This is a genomic window from Streptomyces sp. NBC_00078, from assembly GCF_026343335.1.
GTDB lineage: Bacteria > Actinomycetota > Actinomycetes > Streptomycetales > Streptomycetaceae > Streptomyces.
The window spans coordinates 2,555,639-2,569,009 of the sequence record NZ_JAPELX010000001.1 but is presented as its reverse complement, the minus strand read 5'-3'; the positions used below and the strand labels follow the sequence as shown (position 1 = coordinate 2,569,009).

General features: G+C 69.3%; 14 protein-coding genes and 1 pseudogene. 9 read left to right on the top strand and 6 right to left on the bottom strand.

Annotated features, from left to right (window positions below):
• Window positions 1-14 precede the first annotated feature (14 nt).
• The 3 genes from OOK07_RS11980 to OOK07_RS11970 are packed head-to-tail and all read left to right on the top strand — an operon-like array spanning window position 15 to window position 2,503.
• Window positions 15-1,010: a small ribosomal subunit Rsm22 family protein gene (locus OOK07_RS11980; protein WP_266796322.1), complete on the top strand. Its 996-nt coding sequence runs from the start codon at window positions 15-17 to the stop codon at window positions 1,008-1,010.
• 57 nt (window positions 1,011-1,067) lie between these two features.
• Window positions 1,068-1,730 (top strand): TetR/AcrR family transcriptional regulator, encoded by a 663-nt coding sequence (locus OOK07_RS11975; protein ID WP_266796320.1) that lies wholly within the window; start codon window positions 1,068-1,070, stop codon window positions 1,728-1,730.
• A 38-nt stretch (window positions 1,731-1,768) separates the two neighbouring features.
• Window positions 1,769-2,503 carry a bifunctional DNA primase/polymerase gene (locus tag OOK07_RS11970; RefSeq protein WP_266796318.1) on the top strand — a complete coding sequence of 245 codons (735 nt, stop codon included), beginning with the start codon at window positions 1,769-1,771 and terminating at the stop codon, window positions 2,501-2,503.
• A 68-nt stretch (window positions 2,504-2,571) separates the two neighbouring features.
• Here OOK07_RS11970 and OOK07_RS11965 read toward each other — a convergent pair whose 3' ends face one another.
• Genes OOK07_RS11965 through efeO form a run of 4 tightly spaced genes read right to left on the bottom strand, consistent with a single transcriptional unit; the run spans window position 2,572 to window position 6,881 of the window.
• A complete protein-coding gene (locus OOK07_RS11965; protein ID WP_266796316.1) occupies window positions 2,572-3,573 on the bottom strand; it encodes an SCO2278 family lipoprotein in 1,002 nt (333 codons plus the stop codon).
• A complete protein-coding gene (efeU, locus tag OOK07_RS11960; protein WP_266796314.1) occupies window positions 3,533-4,405 on the bottom strand; it encodes an iron uptake transporter permease EfeU in 873 nt (290 codons plus the stop codon). Before efeU ends, OOK07_RS11965 begins: the two co-directional genes overlap by 41 nt.
• Window positions 4,406-4,408: 3 nt before the next feature.
• Entirely contained in the window at window positions 4,409-5,716 is a 1,308-nt protein-coding gene (gene efeB, locus OOK07_RS11955) for an iron uptake transporter deferrochelatase/peroxidase subunit (RefSeq protein ID WP_266796312.1), read from the bottom strand.
• Between the two features lie 13 nt (window positions 5,717-5,729).
• Window positions 5,730-6,881 (bottom strand): iron uptake system protein EfeO, encoded by a 1,152-nt coding sequence (gene efeO, locus OOK07_RS11950; protein ID WP_266796310.1) that lies wholly within the window; start codon window positions 6,879-6,881, stop codon window positions 5,730-5,732.
• 274 nt (window positions 6,882-7,155) lie between these two features.
• On the opposite strand from efeO, the gene OOK07_RS11945 reads away from it, so the two are divergent.
• Window positions 7,156-7,812 carry a PhzF family phenazine biosynthesis protein gene (locus OOK07_RS11945; RefSeq protein WP_266796308.1) on the top strand — a complete coding sequence of 219 codons (657 nt, stop codon included), beginning with the start codon at window positions 7,156-7,158 and terminating at the stop codon, window positions 7,810-7,812.
• Between the two features lie 80 nt (window positions 7,813-7,892).
• Here the strand turns inward: OOK07_RS11945 and map are convergent, their stop codons facing one another.
• Entirely contained in the window at window positions 7,893-8,750 is an 858-nt protein-coding gene (map, locus tag OOK07_RS11940) for a type I methionyl aminopeptidase (protein ID WP_266796306.1), read from the bottom strand.
• A 58-nt stretch (window positions 8,751-8,808) separates the two neighbouring features.
• Between map and OOK07_RS11935 the strand changes: the two genes are divergently transcribed.
• The gene (locus tag OOK07_RS11935) at window positions 8,809-9,039 is read left to right on the top strand and encodes a hypothetical protein (protein WP_266513196.1); all 231 of its coding nucleotides are present in this window, start codon (window positions 8,809-8,811) and stop codon (window positions 9,037-9,039) included.
• 134 nt (window positions 9,040-9,173) lie between these two features.
• Here the strand turns inward: OOK07_RS11935 and OOK07_RS11930 are convergent, their stop codons facing one another.
• Window positions 9,174-9,776, bottom strand: coding sequence for a phosphoheptose isomerase family protein (locus tag OOK07_RS11930; protein ID WP_266796303.1), 603 nt, complete (start codon window positions 9,774-9,776; stop codon window positions 9,174-9,176).
• A 113-nt stretch (window positions 9,777-9,889) separates the two neighbouring features.
• Between OOK07_RS11930 and OOK07_RS11925 the strand changes: the two are divergent.
• From OOK07_RS11925 to OOK07_RS11910, 4 genes and pseudogenes are all read left to right on the top strand, one after another.
• Window positions 9,890-10,207, top strand: a pseudogene (locus tag OOK07_RS11925) (sialidase family protein); the annotation flags it as partial.
• 37 nt (window positions 10,208-10,244) lie between these two features.
• Window positions 10,245-10,961 (top strand): NADPH-dependent F420 reductase, encoded by a 717-nt coding sequence (gene npdG, locus OOK07_RS11920; RefSeq protein WP_266585174.1) that lies wholly within the window; start codon window positions 10,245-10,247, stop codon window positions 10,959-10,961.
• A gap of 89 nt (window positions 10,962-11,050) precedes the next feature.
• Window positions 11,051-11,230 carry a hypothetical protein gene (locus tag OOK07_RS11915; RefSeq protein ID WP_266679610.1) on the top strand — a complete coding sequence of 60 codons (180 nt, stop codon included), beginning with the start codon at window positions 11,051-11,053 and terminating at the stop codon, window positions 11,228-11,230.
• Between the two features lie 93 nt (window positions 11,231-11,323).
• Window positions 11,324-12,988 (top strand): recombinase family protein, encoded by a 1,665-nt coding sequence (locus OOK07_RS11910; protein WP_266796301.1) that lies wholly within the window; start codon window positions 11,324-11,326, stop codon window positions 12,986-12,988.
• Window positions 12,989-13,371: the final 383 nt, after the last annotated feature.

Here is a 13,371-nt window from a genome sequence, read left to right as displayed (position 1 = left end):
TCTAGAATCGGGCGGTGAACGTCCCCGCACCACCCGCCGAGACTCTGCGCCACAGCCTCGCCGCTCTGCTCGACGGGCTGCCGCCCAAGCAGGCCGCGCAAGCTGTCGAGCGGCTCATCGCCAGTTACCGCGGGGTCACCCCGACCGACGCCCCCATCCTCCGGGACCGGGCCGACGTCGCCGCCTACGCCGCCTACCGGATGCCCGCGACCTTCGAGGCGGTGTGCTCCGCGCTGGAGGCGTTCGCCGACGCCGTGCCCGACTGGGTGCCCACCAGTCATGTGGACGTCGGTGGCGGGACCGGCGCCGCGACCTGGGCCGTCACCGCCACCTGGGACGGCACCCGCCCCGTCACCGTGCTCGACTGGGCCGAACCCGCCCTCGCCCTGGGCCGGGAGCTCGCCGCCGCCAACCCGGCGCTGGAGCAAGCCAGTTGGCGGCGCTCGCGGATCGGCGCCGCGCTCACCTTCGACGAGACCGACCTCGTCACCGTCTCCTACGTCCTGAACGAACTGACCGCCCCCGACCGCGCCTCGCTCGTCGACGCCGCGGCAGCCGCCGCGCAGGCCGTCGTGATCGTCGAGGCCGGCACCCCGGCCGGCTACGCCCGTGTCATCGAGGCCCGCGACCGCCTGATCGCGGCAGGCTTCCACGTCGCCGCGCCCTGCCCGCACAGCGCCGCCTGCCCGATCGTCCCCGGCGAGGACTGGTGCCACTTCTCGGCCCGGGTCAGCCGGTCCTCCCTGCACCGTCAGGTCAAGGGCGGCTCCCTGCCGTACGAGGACGAGAAGTTCAGCTACGTCGCCGCCACTCGCCTCCCGGCAGGGCCCGCCCCCTCCCGAGTCGTCCGGCGCCCGCAGATCCGCAAGGGCCAGGTCCTCCTCGACCTGTGCGAGGCCGACGAGCAGCTGCGCCGCACGACGGTCACCAAACGCCACGGCGACCTGTACAAGGCGGCGCGGGACGCGGACTGGGGGGACCCCTGGCCGCCGTACACCTCACCGTCGTAGTCACCGGCGCAGAAACAGGACGAGACGCTCCGTCTCACTCCTTGGTACGGTCTTGGCATGGCCAAGAAGCCCGCTCCCGACTCCACCCGCCGCAGCGAGAGGTCCCGTCGCGCGATCTACGACGCCGCCCTCGCGCTGGTCGGCGAGGTCGGCTACCCGAAGACCAGCATCGAGGGCATCGCCGCCCGGGCCGGCGTGGGCAAGCAGACGATCTACCGGTGGTGGGAATCCAAGGCGGACGTCCTGCTGGAGGCGTTCCTCGACCTCAGCGCGGAGGCGGCACGGGAGGCGGGCCAGGAGCCCTACGTCATCCCGGACACCGGCGACCTCGCCGCCGACCTCAAGGCCGTGCTGCGGATGACCGTCGACCAGCTGAAGGACCCCAGGTTCGAGGTGCCCTCCCGCGCCCTGGCCGCAGAGGGCCTGGTCAACGAGCAACTCGGCCGGGACTCCGTGGCCAAGCTCCTCGAACCCTCCCTCCAGCTGTACGTCGCCCGGCTGCGCTCCGCACAGCGCTCCGGCGAGGTCCGCCCGGAGATCGACCCGCGCATCGCCCTGGAACTCTTCGTCTCGCCCCTGGCCCAGCGCTGGCTCCAGCACACGGGCCCGATCTCGTACGACTACACGGACACCCTCGTCGACTACGCACTCCACGGACTTGCCCCACGTACCCCGGATGTCCCTTCTGGTACCCCGGAGCACCGGTTGGTGGGACCATAGGGCATGCTGTTCCGCACGACAGCAAGGCGAGGCGATAGATGAGCGCGGAGTTCGGTGGCCGCACCGGCCGGCAGGGCAAGCTCTCCCAGTGGCTGCGTGGCCGCCGCCCGAAGGAGACCGGCGCCGATGACGCCGGCCGAGAGGCCCTGCTGCTCGCCGCCGCCGGAGCGGGACTGCCGCTCGCCCCCGCCGCGCATCCGGCCCCCGGTTACCGCTGCTCCTGCGACCGCGTCGGCTGCCCCACCCCGGCCCGGCACCCGGTGTCGTTCGCCTGGCAGACCCAGTCGACCACCGACCGCGGGCAGATCGAGCGCTGGGCCCGCCACCAGCCGCAGGCCAACTTCATCACCGCCACCGGCATGGTGCACGACGTCCTCGACCTGCCCCTGGAGGCGGGAAGAGAAGCGCTGGAGCGGCTGCTCGCCGCCGGCATCGAGGTCGGCCCGGTCGCGGAGAGCGACGACGGCCGGCTCCTCTTCTTCACCCTCACCCGCGGCACCCCCGAGGACGAGGACGAGTGGTGGCCCTGCGAGCTGGACTGCCACCCCGAGACCGCGGACGAGCATCCCGGACTGCGCTGGCACTGCCGCGGTTCCTACGTCCTCGTACCGCCCGCCCGGCTCCCCGGCGACCAGGGCGTGCACTGGGTACGCGGCCCCGAGCACGCCCTGCCGGACCCGCTGAGCCTGCTTGAGATCCTCACCGACGCCTGCGCCCGCCACGTCGGCGAGGAATCCGACCAGGCAAGCTCCGCCTGGCCCCTGCGCCGCTGAGCCCCGGGCCCGCACCGCTGGTGGCACAGCGGTACAGCGACATAGCGGTATGTCGGTGTACGGGGTGGCTACGAACCCACCGCCGACGTGAGCCCCTCGATTCGTCCCAGTACGCCGACCTGTGCCTTCCCCGAGCCCTGCGCCGGGTCAAGAGCCACCTGGTTCGACCTCAGCTCCATGGTCAGTGACTGCTTGACCTCGCCCTTCGTCAGGGCCTGCACGTCCTTGGTGGGCGTGGGGAGCGACGTGCCCGGGTAGGCCGTCTCCTTCGCGTAGTAGCGCGTGGTGAAGAACACCAGGGCTCCGCCGTTCGCCGTCCGCAGGGCCAGTGGTGCGTAGTCCCCGCTCGTCAGCGGCTCGTCGATGTACTGGGTGACCCGCCCCGGCTGCTGGGCGCTCTTCTTCCGCTTCGCACGCCACCCGCTGGTGTTCGCGCCGTCCGCGAAGGAACTCCCGCCGCTCTTCAGGTAGGTCGCGTAGTCCTTGCTCAAGTCCGCGGGCCTGACGGCCAGTTCCGTCGAGTCCGCGGGCACGGCCTCGGCCCAGCCGTCCGCGTCCTTCTGGAACTTCGGCATCTGGCCGGGCACCACCAGCGTCAGATACGCCACCTGCCACGACTCGTCCGGGCCGCCCCGCAGGAACACGAACACCCAGCGCGAGTTGCCGCCCTTGTTGGCGGACGCGTCGGCGACGAACCAGCGCGGCCAGCCCGCCTTCTTGGGGATCGTGTACGTCACGTCGCTCAAATTCAGCGGCGTGTGCGCCGGATTGCCGCCCGGGTTGTTCGCGTGACCGGCCTTGAGGCGGGCCGCGTCGATGTCGCCCAGGGCGCCGGTGACATGGTCGGCGTCGAGCGAACTGTCGTACGCCTTGTCCGCCTTGTTGTACGCGGTGGTGAACTGCCGGAGCGCCCTGACGGCCTCGCCACGCGTGGAGGAGGGGAGCACCTCGCGCTCCCCGTGCACCACCACGCAACCGCTCGCCGTCAACGACAAAGCGGTCACCGAGGCCGCGATCAGTACGCGCCGGTCAAGCCTGCGGAGCCTTCGAGGGCCGCGATCCCTGCTCATCAGGTGCCTTCACCTTCCCCTTCCCGGAGGCGAACCCTACCGGGGCGAAGAACAGCGCGAGCGTCGGGATCAAGTACAGCAGCCACACCGTGACCTGGAGGACGGTCGGGTCCGGCTGGAAGTTGAACACGCCCTTCAGCAGCGTGCCGTACCAGCTGTCCGGTGGGATGGTGCCGCTGATGTCGAAGGCCAGGCTCGTCAGGCCCGGCAGCCAGTCGGCCTCCTGCAGATCGTGGAAGCCGTACGCCAGCACGCCCGCCGCGACCACGACCAGCATGCCGCCGGTCCAGGTGAAGAACTTCGCGAGGTTGATCTTCAGGGCGCCCCGGTAGAACAGCCAGCCCAGGAAGACCGCGGTCGCCAGGCCCAGCGCCACGCCGACCAGTGGGCGCGGGGTGCCGTCGCTGGCCGCGTGGACCGACGCCCACACGAACAGCGCCGTCTCCAGTCCCTCACGGCCGACGGCGAGGAACGCGGTGGCGACCAGCGCGCCCGTGCCCATCGCGAGGGCGGCGTCCAGCTTGCCGTGCAGCTCGAACCTCAGGTGCCGGGCGGTGCGCCGCATCCAGAAGACCATCCACGTCACCAGGCAGACCGCGACGATCGACAGCGAACCGCCGAGCGCCTCCTGCGCCTGGAACGTCAGCTCCTGGGAGCCGAATTCGAGCGCGCAGCCGAAGCCCATCGCGATGAACACCGCCACGGCGATGCCGATCCAGATCGGCCGGATGGCGTCCCTGCGGTCCGTCTTGACCAGATAGGCGATCAGGATGCAGACGACCAGGCTGGCTTCCAGGCCCTCGCGCAGACCGATCAGATAGTTGGAGAACACGGGCTACGCCTCCTTGGAGAACAGTGTGCTGCCCCACCAGTCGTCCTTGTCGCGGACGCCCGGCGGAACGGCGAACACCGCCGAACCCACGTGCTGGATGTACTCGTTGAGCGCGTCGGAAGCCGACAGCCTGCGCTGCAGCGGGATGAATCCCTTGCGCACGTCACGCATGTAGGCCAGGAAGAACAGCCCCGCCTCCAGGCGGCCCAGACCGTCGGTGCCGTCGGTGAAGGAGTAGCCACGGCGCAGGATCGTGATCCCGTTGTTGGAGTCGGGGTGCGCGAGCCGGACGTGCGCGTCGGGCTTCATCGCCTTCAGGAACGGCGCGTCGTGCTCCTTGGCCTTGCCGACCGGGGCACCTTCGCCCTTGTCGCGGCCGAACACGTCCTCCTGCTCCTGCAGCGACGTGCGGTCCCAGGTCTCGATGTGCATCCGGATGCGCCGGGCGACGAGGTAGGACCCGCCGGTCATCCAGTCCGAGTCCTTGCCGCCGTCCTTGTCCCCGACCCACACGAACCTCTTCAGCCGGTCCGTCTCGGTGCCCGCGATGTTGCGGGTGCCGTCCTTGAAGCCCATCAGGTTGCGCGGGGTCTGCGCGTCGGGGGTCGTCGACGAGGTCTTGCCGAAACCGAGCTGCGACCAGCGGATACTGACCTTGCCGAAGCCGATGCGGGCCAGGTTGCGAATCGCGTGCACGGCGACCTGCGGGTCGTCGGCACAGGCCTGGATGCACAGATCGCCGCCGGTGCGCGACTTGTCGAGGGCGTCGCCGGCGAACTGCGGGAGGTCGGCCAGGGCCTCGGGCCGCCGGTCCTTGATCCCGAACGTGTCGCCGTACTTCTCGAACAGCGACGGACCGAAGCCGATGGTCAGCGTCAGCCGCGAGGGCTTCAGACCCAGCGCCTCGCCCGTGTCGTCCGGCGGTGCCTCGGCGAGACCGCCGTACGCGCCGTCACCGACCGCCTTCCCGGCGGTCATCCGGCGTGCGGCCGCCGTCCAGTCCTTGAGCATCTGCACGAACTCGGCGCGGTCGTCGGTCTGCACGTCGAACGCGGCGAAGTGCAGCCTGTCCTGCACCGGTGTGGCGATGCCGGCCTGGTTGGCGCCGTGGAAGGCGACCGCGGCGCCCGTCTCGGCGGCGGCCGGAGCCGCGTCGTCGGCGGAGTCGCCCACGCGGGTCATCGCCACCGCACCGCCGGCCGCGGCGGCACCGAGCGCGAGCCCGGCCCCGCCCCAGCCGATCAGCGAACGCCGGGAGGGCTGCTTGTCCGCGGCGGCTTCCGCGCCCGTTGCTTCCTGAGTGTCCGTCATGGTGGTCCGTCCCCTACTTCACAACGGCGGCGGCGAGCTTGGACAGCGGCTCCGCGAGCGCGTTCACCGCGTCCGAGAGTTCCTTGCGCTGGTCCTCGGTGACGGTGTCGTACGACACGAACCCGTTCTGTTCCGTTCCCTGCGGATCGTCCGTGCGGTACTTGTCGAGCGTCGAGTTCAGCGAGGTGAACTGCTTGTCCAGCTCGGTGGTCAGCGCCTTGTCGTTCTTCTGCGCGACCGGCTTGAGCAGCTCGTACGCCTTCTGTGCGCCCTCGACGTTGGCCTTGAAGTCGCTCAGGTCGGTGTGCGAGTAGGCGTCCTCCTCACCGGTGATCTTGCCGGTGGCGACCTCGTCGAGCAGTTCCTTGGCGCCGTTGGCCATGGAGGTCGGGGTGATCACGGCCTTGCCGACCCGCTTCTGCCAGTCCTTGAGGTCGGTGACCAGCTGGTCGGCGAGCGTCTTCTGCGCGGCGCCGATCTTCTTGTCCTGCCACAGCGCCTTCTCCAGCGCGTGCCAGCCGGTCCACTTCTGGCCCTTCTCCAGGCCGTCGGCGCGGGTGTCGGTCTCGGGGTCGATGTCCCCGAAGGACTCGGCGATGGGCTCGGTGCGCTCCCAGCCGACGCGGGACGGGGCGTAGGCCTTCTTGGCGGCGTCGAGGTCGCCGGCCTTGATCGCCTCGGCGAAGGTCTCCACCTTCGGGAGGGTGGCGTCGGCCTGCTCCTGCGCGTATTCGCGGTAGTCGGCGACGGCCTTGTCCAGCTTGGGGTCGCGCTTGGCGACCGCGCCGGAGCCGGTGACCGTGAGCTTCTGCCGGACGCCGTGCCCCTTCATCCCCGGGCGGCAGGCGATCTCGTACGCTCCCGCCTTCACCTCCGCGGTCAGCGTGTACTTGGTGCCCGGCCCGATGTTCTCCTTCTCCGACACGATCCGGTCGTCCGGGAAGAGGATCTCGACCTCGGTCGCCCGCGAACCCTTGTTCTCGATGCTCAGCGTGACCTGGCCGGCCGGCACCGACTTGGCGGAGGTGTCGCACGTGGAGTCGGCGGCGGTCACCTTGACTGCCGCGTCACCGTCACCCTTGCTCTTCTCCGTGCACCCCGTGACGGCGGTCAGTGCCGCCGCCGTGACGACGGCGGTGACGACGGAGAGTCTGGCGGCTCGCATGCAGGCTCCAAGAGGTGGCGAAAAATCGCGTGTCGGGCCTCACGCAGGGATGGTGAGGCTCGCCTAACTTATCTAAGGCTTGCCTGCGTGATACCCACCCATGTGGTGATTCAGCTCTCATGGACGGTGTATGAGCACGGGCTGATCACGCCGGCCAAAAACGGACCCCAAGGAATGGTCAAGGGAACTCCAAGGATTTCGTTTCGGGTGACCGGAAGGGCCCCCGCCGTGGGCGGCCGCGGCACGCCTTGAGGGGCGGTGTTTGAATGCCCCGGTGACTGACTACGACGTACTCCGCGTCTTCTGCGGGCCGAACGGCGGTTACGGCAACGAACTCGGCGTCGTCCGCGAGGGCTCCGTGCTGCCGGACCCGGGCGAGCGGCAGGCGTTCGCCGGGAAACTCGGGTTCAGCGAGACGGTGTTCGTCGACGATCCCGAGCGCGGAGTCGTCGACATCTACACCCCGACCCTGCGGCTGCCCTTCGCCGGCCACCCCTGCGTCGGCACGGCCTGGCTCCTCGACGTGCCCGAGCTGGTGACACCGGCCGGGGTGGTCGGGGCCCGCCAGGACGGGGAGTTCAGCTGGATCGAGGCGCGCGCGGAGTGGGCTCCGCCGCGGACGCTGCGCCAGTACGCGACGGCCGCCGAGGTCGATGCCCTGCCCGTGCCGGCCAAGGGGGAGTGGATCTACGCCTGGGCCTGGGAGGACGAGCCGGCGGGGCGGGTCCGGGCGCGCGGCTTCCCGGGGCGCGACGACGGCATCGAGGAGGACGAGGCGACGGGTGCGGCGGCGCTGCTCCTGACGGACCGCCTCGGCCGGGCGCTCAACATCACCCAGGGCGCGGGGTCGCAGATCCTCACCGCTCCGCAGCCGTACGGGTGGGTGGAGATCGGCGGCCGGGTCTTCCTGGAGCGTGAGCCGGAGCGCTAGCCGGCAAAGAGGCCCGCCCTGGTACTTCCGTTGAGGGCGGGCCTCGGGGGTGCGCTGCGGAGAGCGATCCCTGGCGTGCGCTAGGGGAGCGTGAGGATCTCCGCTCCCGTCTCCGTCACCACCAGCGTGTGCTCGAACTGGGCCGTCCGCCTGCGGTCCTTGGTGACGACCGTCCACCCGTCGTCCCACATGTCGTAGTCGTGCGTCCCGAGCGTCAGCATCGGCTCGATGGTGAACGTCATCCCGGGCTGCATGACCGTCGTCGCGTGCGGGCTGTCGTAGTGCGGGATGATCAGGCCCGAGTGGAACGAGGAGCTGATCCCGTGGCCCGTGAAGTCGCGGACCACTCCGTACCCGAAGCGCTTGGCGTACGACTCGATCACACGGCCGATGATGTTGATCTGGCGGCCCGGCTTGACCGCCTTGATCGCGCGGTCCAGCGACTCCCTGGTGCGTTCGACCAGCAGGCGGCTCTCGTCGTCGACGTTCCCGACCAGATACGTCGCGTTGTTGTCGCCGTGCACCCCGCCGATGTACGCCGTCACGTCGAGGTTGATGATGTCGCCGTCCCGGAGCACGGTCGAATCCGGGATGCCGTGGCAGATCACCTCGTTGAGGCTGGTGCACAGGGACTTGGGGAAGCCGCGGTAGCCGAGCGTCGAGGGGTAGGCGCCGTGGTCGCACATGTAGTCGTGCGCCACCTTGTCCAGCTCGTCGGTGGTGACCCCGGGGGCGATGAGCTTGGCCGCCTCCGCCATCGCCTGCGCGGCGATCCGGCCGGCGATGCGCATCGCCTCGATCGTCTCGGGCGTCTGCACCTCCGGCCCGGTGTACGGCGACGGCGCGGGCTTGCCGACGTACTCGGGACGGCGGATGTTTCCGGGTACGGAACGGGTGGGAGACAGCTCCCCTGGTACGAGCAGCGACTGGCCAGACATGCCAGCGAGTCTAACCAGCGGGCATGGGGGAACATGTCGGAGGCGAGAGGAGCCGGTCATGGCCTTGTTCAAGAAGCGGACCGCCGGGAAACCGGGCGAATGGTACTACTGCCTGGAGCACAAGAAGGTCGAGGAGGGGCCGGAGTGTCCGGCCAAGGACCGGTTCGGGCCGTATGCCTCGCGTCAGGAGGCAGAGGCCGCGATGGCGACGGCCCGCGAGCGCAATCTCGAATGGGAGAACGACCCGAAGTGGCACGACGCCCCCGCCGGAACCCCTGACGACGACTGATCCCGATCCCGATCCCGATCCCGATCCCGATCAGGACTGGGCGGGTGCGGGCGTCTTCCGCCGGTCGCGCAGGCGTAGCGCGTGCTCGTTCGTGCGGACGTCGTACGGGGCGAACTCCCAGGCGGCCGGGAAGGTCACCAGCGCGCGGGTGGTGGGGCAGTGAGATGGTCGGCCAGGCGGTACAGGCGGTCCCTGAGCCGGCGGTTCCCCCTCGGTGCCGGGAGCGCGTTCTCCCCGGCCGCCGCACTGACCAGGTGCTGCACGGTGTCCAGGTCCAGCTCCGAGCCCTCCGGCACGGTCAGCGACTCGTGGGCCATGGGGGCGAGTTCGCCCCCGCCGGGGCCGAGTGCCAGCACCCTCGCCCCCGCCCGCCGTGCGTCGTGCACCCGCTCCAGAAGCGGGGCGCCCGGTCCTCCCGGCGACACGACCAGCAGCGTCTCGCCCCGGCGCGCCGCCGCCAACCGGCCGAGCCCGACTGCCAGATGCGCCGGATCGGACGGGCACGCGCCGTGCCGTACCAGGGTCGGGGCCAGCTCCGGCGTCCCCGACCACGCGGCCTCGTCCACCAGGTGGGCCGCCAGATGCCACGGCTCGTACTCCTGCGTACCCACCAGGAGCAGCCCGCCGCCGTGCGAGACCACGGATCCGCGCAAAGTCCCCGCGAAGCGCCGCGTGGCGCCCAACCACTCGGTTCCTGCGAGCACTTCGCGCAGCAGCGCGACCCGTACGGCGTCCATGCGTCCGCATCCTGCACCAATCGGTCACTCGTGACCTGGAGTTCACCACGAATTCGCCCGACCTGGGGACGTTGCGCGGATGACCGAAGCCACTGTCCCCTTCCGCGCGGACCCCCTTCCGCCCGCAGGCCGGTCTCGACGGCCCGGTGTGCGAGGGCAGCCTGCTCCAGCTCCGCGACCCCGACGTCCTGCTGTTCTCCGGCCCCGCGTACGCCTTTGCCCGCGCGCTGATGACCATCCGTGCGTCGGCGGACAACGGCACGACCTGGCGGCCCGTGCACACGGGCCGCCAGGTCGTGGGTCTGCCCGCCGCCTACTCCGACCTGGTGCGGATCGACTCCTCGACCGTCGGACTCCTCTACGAGACCGGGGACTTCGGCGCGTACGAGCGGATCGTCTTCCGGCGGGTGCCCGTGACGCGGCTCACCTGACCGGCGGGGGCGTCCGGGGCGGACGTAAAGTCGGCCCATGACCTCTACCGACAGTGCTGCACAGGTCCCCGCGAAGGCCCCCGCCAAGGACCCCTGGGACCTCCCCGACGTCTCCGGGCTCGTCGTCGGCGTCCTCGGCGGGACCGGGCCCCAGGGCAAGGGCCTGGCCTACCGGCTGGCCAGGGCCGGCCAGAAGGTGATCATCGGCTCGCGTGCCGCCGAGCGCGCACAGGCCGCCGCCGACGAGCTCGGGCACGGCGTCGAGGGCGCGGACAACGCCGAGTGCGCGCGCCGCAGCGACATCGTGATCGTCGCCGTGCCGTGGGACGGCCACGGCAAGACCCTGGAGTCACTGCGGGAGGAGCTGGCCGGCAAGCTCGTCGTGGACTGCGTCAACCCGCTCGGCTTCGACAAGAAGGGCGCGTACGCGATCAAGCCGGAGGAGGGGAGCGCGGCCGAGCAGGCCGCCGCCCTGCTGCCGGACTCGCGGGTGACGGCGGCCTTCCACCACCTGTCGGCGGTGCTGCTGCAGGACCCCGAGATCGTCGAGATCGACACCGACGTGATGGTGCTGGGGGAGGTGCGGGACGACGTCGAGATCGTGCAGGCCCTGGCCGGACGTATCCCCGGCATGCGCGGCATCTTCGCCGGCCGGCTGCGCAACGCCCACCAGGTCGAGTCGCTCGTCGCCAACCTGATCTCGGTGAACCGGCGGTACAAGGCGCACGCCGGGCTGCGTGTCACGGACGTGTAGGGAGACGGAGGGGGATGGGGGACACTGGTCGGCGTAGCAGTGTCCCCCCGAAGGCCTGAACCCGAGTCCGCCGACAGGAGCCGATCGAAATGCCCCGCCTTGGACTGTATGCCCTGATCGTCTGTGTGCTCGCCGTGGCCGCGGCCGTGGTCGCCTTCGCGCAGGGCAGCTGGCTGGGGATCGTGTGGGTGCTGCTGGCGGGGCTGTCCAGCAACATGTGCTGGTACTACATGAAGCGGGGCAAGACTCGTAGGTCGGTCACGGGCTGACCGAGCAGAACTCGTTCGTCCCCTGCCAGAAGCGGTAGAGCTCCTGACCGCAGTACGTGTGCGATGATGTGCTCTGTAGAGGGGGGCCTCATCATGCCGAAGCAACTGCGCGGCCTGCGCGCTATCCGACTGTCTGTACTCACGGACTCCACGACGAGCGTCGATCGTCAGAGGGAGGCGGGCAACCGATCTGCGGCGGCGCTGGACATCGACTTTGGGGAGGGTGACTCCCTTCGCGAGGCTGTCGATCTCGACGTCTCAGCACTCAAGTTCAGCCCGTTCGACCGCCCGCAGCTTGGGGCGTGGCTTGCGCGCTCCGGTGAGTTCGACGCCATCGTTTGGTGGCGGTTCGACCGTGCCATTGCGTCAATGTCGGACATGCATGACCTCGCGAAATGGGCGAAGGAGCATCGGAAGATGCTCGTATTCGACGAGGGCGTAGGCAACGCCGGCCGACTCATCTTCGATTTCCGAAATCCCATGGACCCCATGTCGGAATTGATGATGATGCTGTTTGCGTTCGCGGCTCAGGTCGAACGCCTCAGCACCAAAGAACGTGTGACGGGTGCTCACGCGGCGCTCCGTCAGATGAAGGGCCGGTGGAAGGGTGGACGACCGCCATACGGCTACGAGCCCAAGCGACTTGAAGGCGGTGGATGGACGCTGAAGCCTGACGTCGAAGCCGTCAAGGTGGTTCAGCGGATCATCCGTGAGCTAAAGGGCGACGACTCCGACGTGAAGCGCGGGAAGTCCTCTACCGCTATCGCCGCGGACTTGACGGCGGATGGTGTTCCCACGCCGTGGCAGTACTGGGACGCAAAGCGTCGTGAACTCCGGGAGGCGCAGACCGCGACGAGTGGCGAATTCGTCGAAGAGGATCCCGCAGGTAACGAAGAATCCGAGCCGGAAGGCGCATCACCCATACGTGGATGGACCGGTGCGACCATCAAAGGCATGCTGACGGATTACGCCATGCTCGGCTGGAAGACATACAAGGGGCAGGTCGTCAGGGAGGCACAGTCGGAAGCCCCTGTGACGTTCACCGACGAGCCGATCATGACGCGCACGGAGTTCGATCATGTGGGCGAGATCTTCAAGTCACGTGCGCGTCAGCCAGTCGCGCGCAAGGGTACGAACGCGTTGCTCCTGGGGGTGCTTCTGTGCGACGCCTGCGGAGGGCGCATGTACCTCCAGCGGCGAACAGAAGCGCAGAACTATGTGTGTCAGGGCTTCAGTTCCGGACCACAGTGCTCGTCCCCCTCGTCCATCAAACAGCAGTGGGCGGAAGAGTACGTGGAGCGGGAATTCCTGCGCAGGCTCGGGGGCGTGCGCGTGCTGGAGCACGAAACGATTCCGGGGTACGACCCAACTCCGGAGATCGAGGAGACCGAAGCTGAGTTCAAGGCACACCTTGTAGAGCGTGGCAAGCAGAAGTCCCGCGCTGCCCAAGGCGCGTGGCAGGAGGTTCACGACGCGCTCGACGCTCGACTGATGGAGCTGGAGGCACGTCCCAAGACGGAGCCCCGCACGGTAGTTAAGGCGCAGTCGGCCACGTATGCACAGATGTGGGACGCGGCCGATGACCTCGACAAGCGCTCCCTTCTCCTGGACTGTGGCGTCGTTACCAAGGCCAAGCGTGGCAAGTCCGGGGGGTGGCGGAAGCTCGACGAGTCGCGCGTCTCCTTCGACGTCACCGCTGAGTTTTTCGCTGACGCTGCGGGGGAGATGCTGGAGATCGCCGACGAATTGGGCGTGTAGCTGCTAGTGTCTCGTGATCCTGATCGCGTTCCTCGGTTGCGTACGCAACAGGGCTACTGACCAGCGACGTTATGGGCTATGGAAGTAACACTCACGGGATCACAAGACACTAGGTACGACAGAGCCCCCACCGGACTACTCGGGTTCTAAAGGTCCCCGCAACACCCAGAGATTCTGGAGGTTGCGGGGACCATGTCGTTGACGGGTGATGAGCGCGAGGCGTGCAGGACTGAGTTCTTCGAGGCGCTGGAGCGGTTGGGGAATGTGACGGCGGCAGCTCGTGAGGTCGGGCATCGGCCGCTACGTCTGACGCACACCACACGCACACACGGGCCGCTCGTCGCCATGACGAGCGGCCTTTCCACGCCCCGCCGGCCGACATG

Coding starts and splice junctions, on each gene's coding strand:
- OOK07_RS11975 (WP_266796320.1), top strand. CDS start 1,068: ATGGCCAAGAAGCCCGCTCCCGACTCCACCCGCCGCAGCGAGAGGTCC.
- OOK07_RS11970 (WP_266796318.1), top strand. CDS start 1,769: ATGAGCGCGGAGTTCGGTGGCCGCACCGGCCGGCAGGGCAAGCTCTCC.
- OOK07_RS11965 (WP_266796316.1), bottom strand. CDS start 3,573: ATGAGCAGGGATCGCGGCCCTCGAAGGCTCCGCAGGCTTGACCGGCGC.
- efeB (WP_266796312.1), bottom strand. CDS start 5,716: ATGACGGACACTCAGGAAGCAACGGGCGCGGAAGCCGCCGCGGACAAG.
- efeO (WP_266796310.1), bottom strand. CDS start 6,881: ATGCGAGCCGCCAGACTCTCCGTCGTCACCGCCGTCGTCACGGCGGCG.
- map (WP_266796306.1), bottom strand. CDS start 8,750: ATGTCTGGCCAGTCGCTGCTCGTACCAGGGGAGCTGTCTCCCACCCGT.
- OOK07_RS11935 (WP_266513196.1), top strand. CDS start 8,809: ATGGCCTTGTTCAAGAAGCGGACCGCCGGGAAACCGGGCGAATGGTAC.
- OOK07_RS11930 (WP_266796303.1), bottom strand. CDS start 9,776: ATGGACGCCGTACGGGTCGCGCTGCTGCGCGAAGTGCTCGCAGGAACC.
- npdG (WP_266585174.1), top strand. CDS start 10,245: ATGACCTCTACCGACAGTGCTGCACAGGTCCCCGCGAAGGCCCCCGCC.
- OOK07_RS11915 (WP_266679610.1), top strand. CDS start 11,051: ATGCCCCGCCTTGGACTGTATGCCCTGATCGTCTGTGTGCTCGCCGTG.
- OOK07_RS11910 (WP_266796301.1), top strand. CDS start 11,324: ATGCCGAAGCAACTGCGCGGCCTGCGCGCTATCCGACTGTCTGTACTC.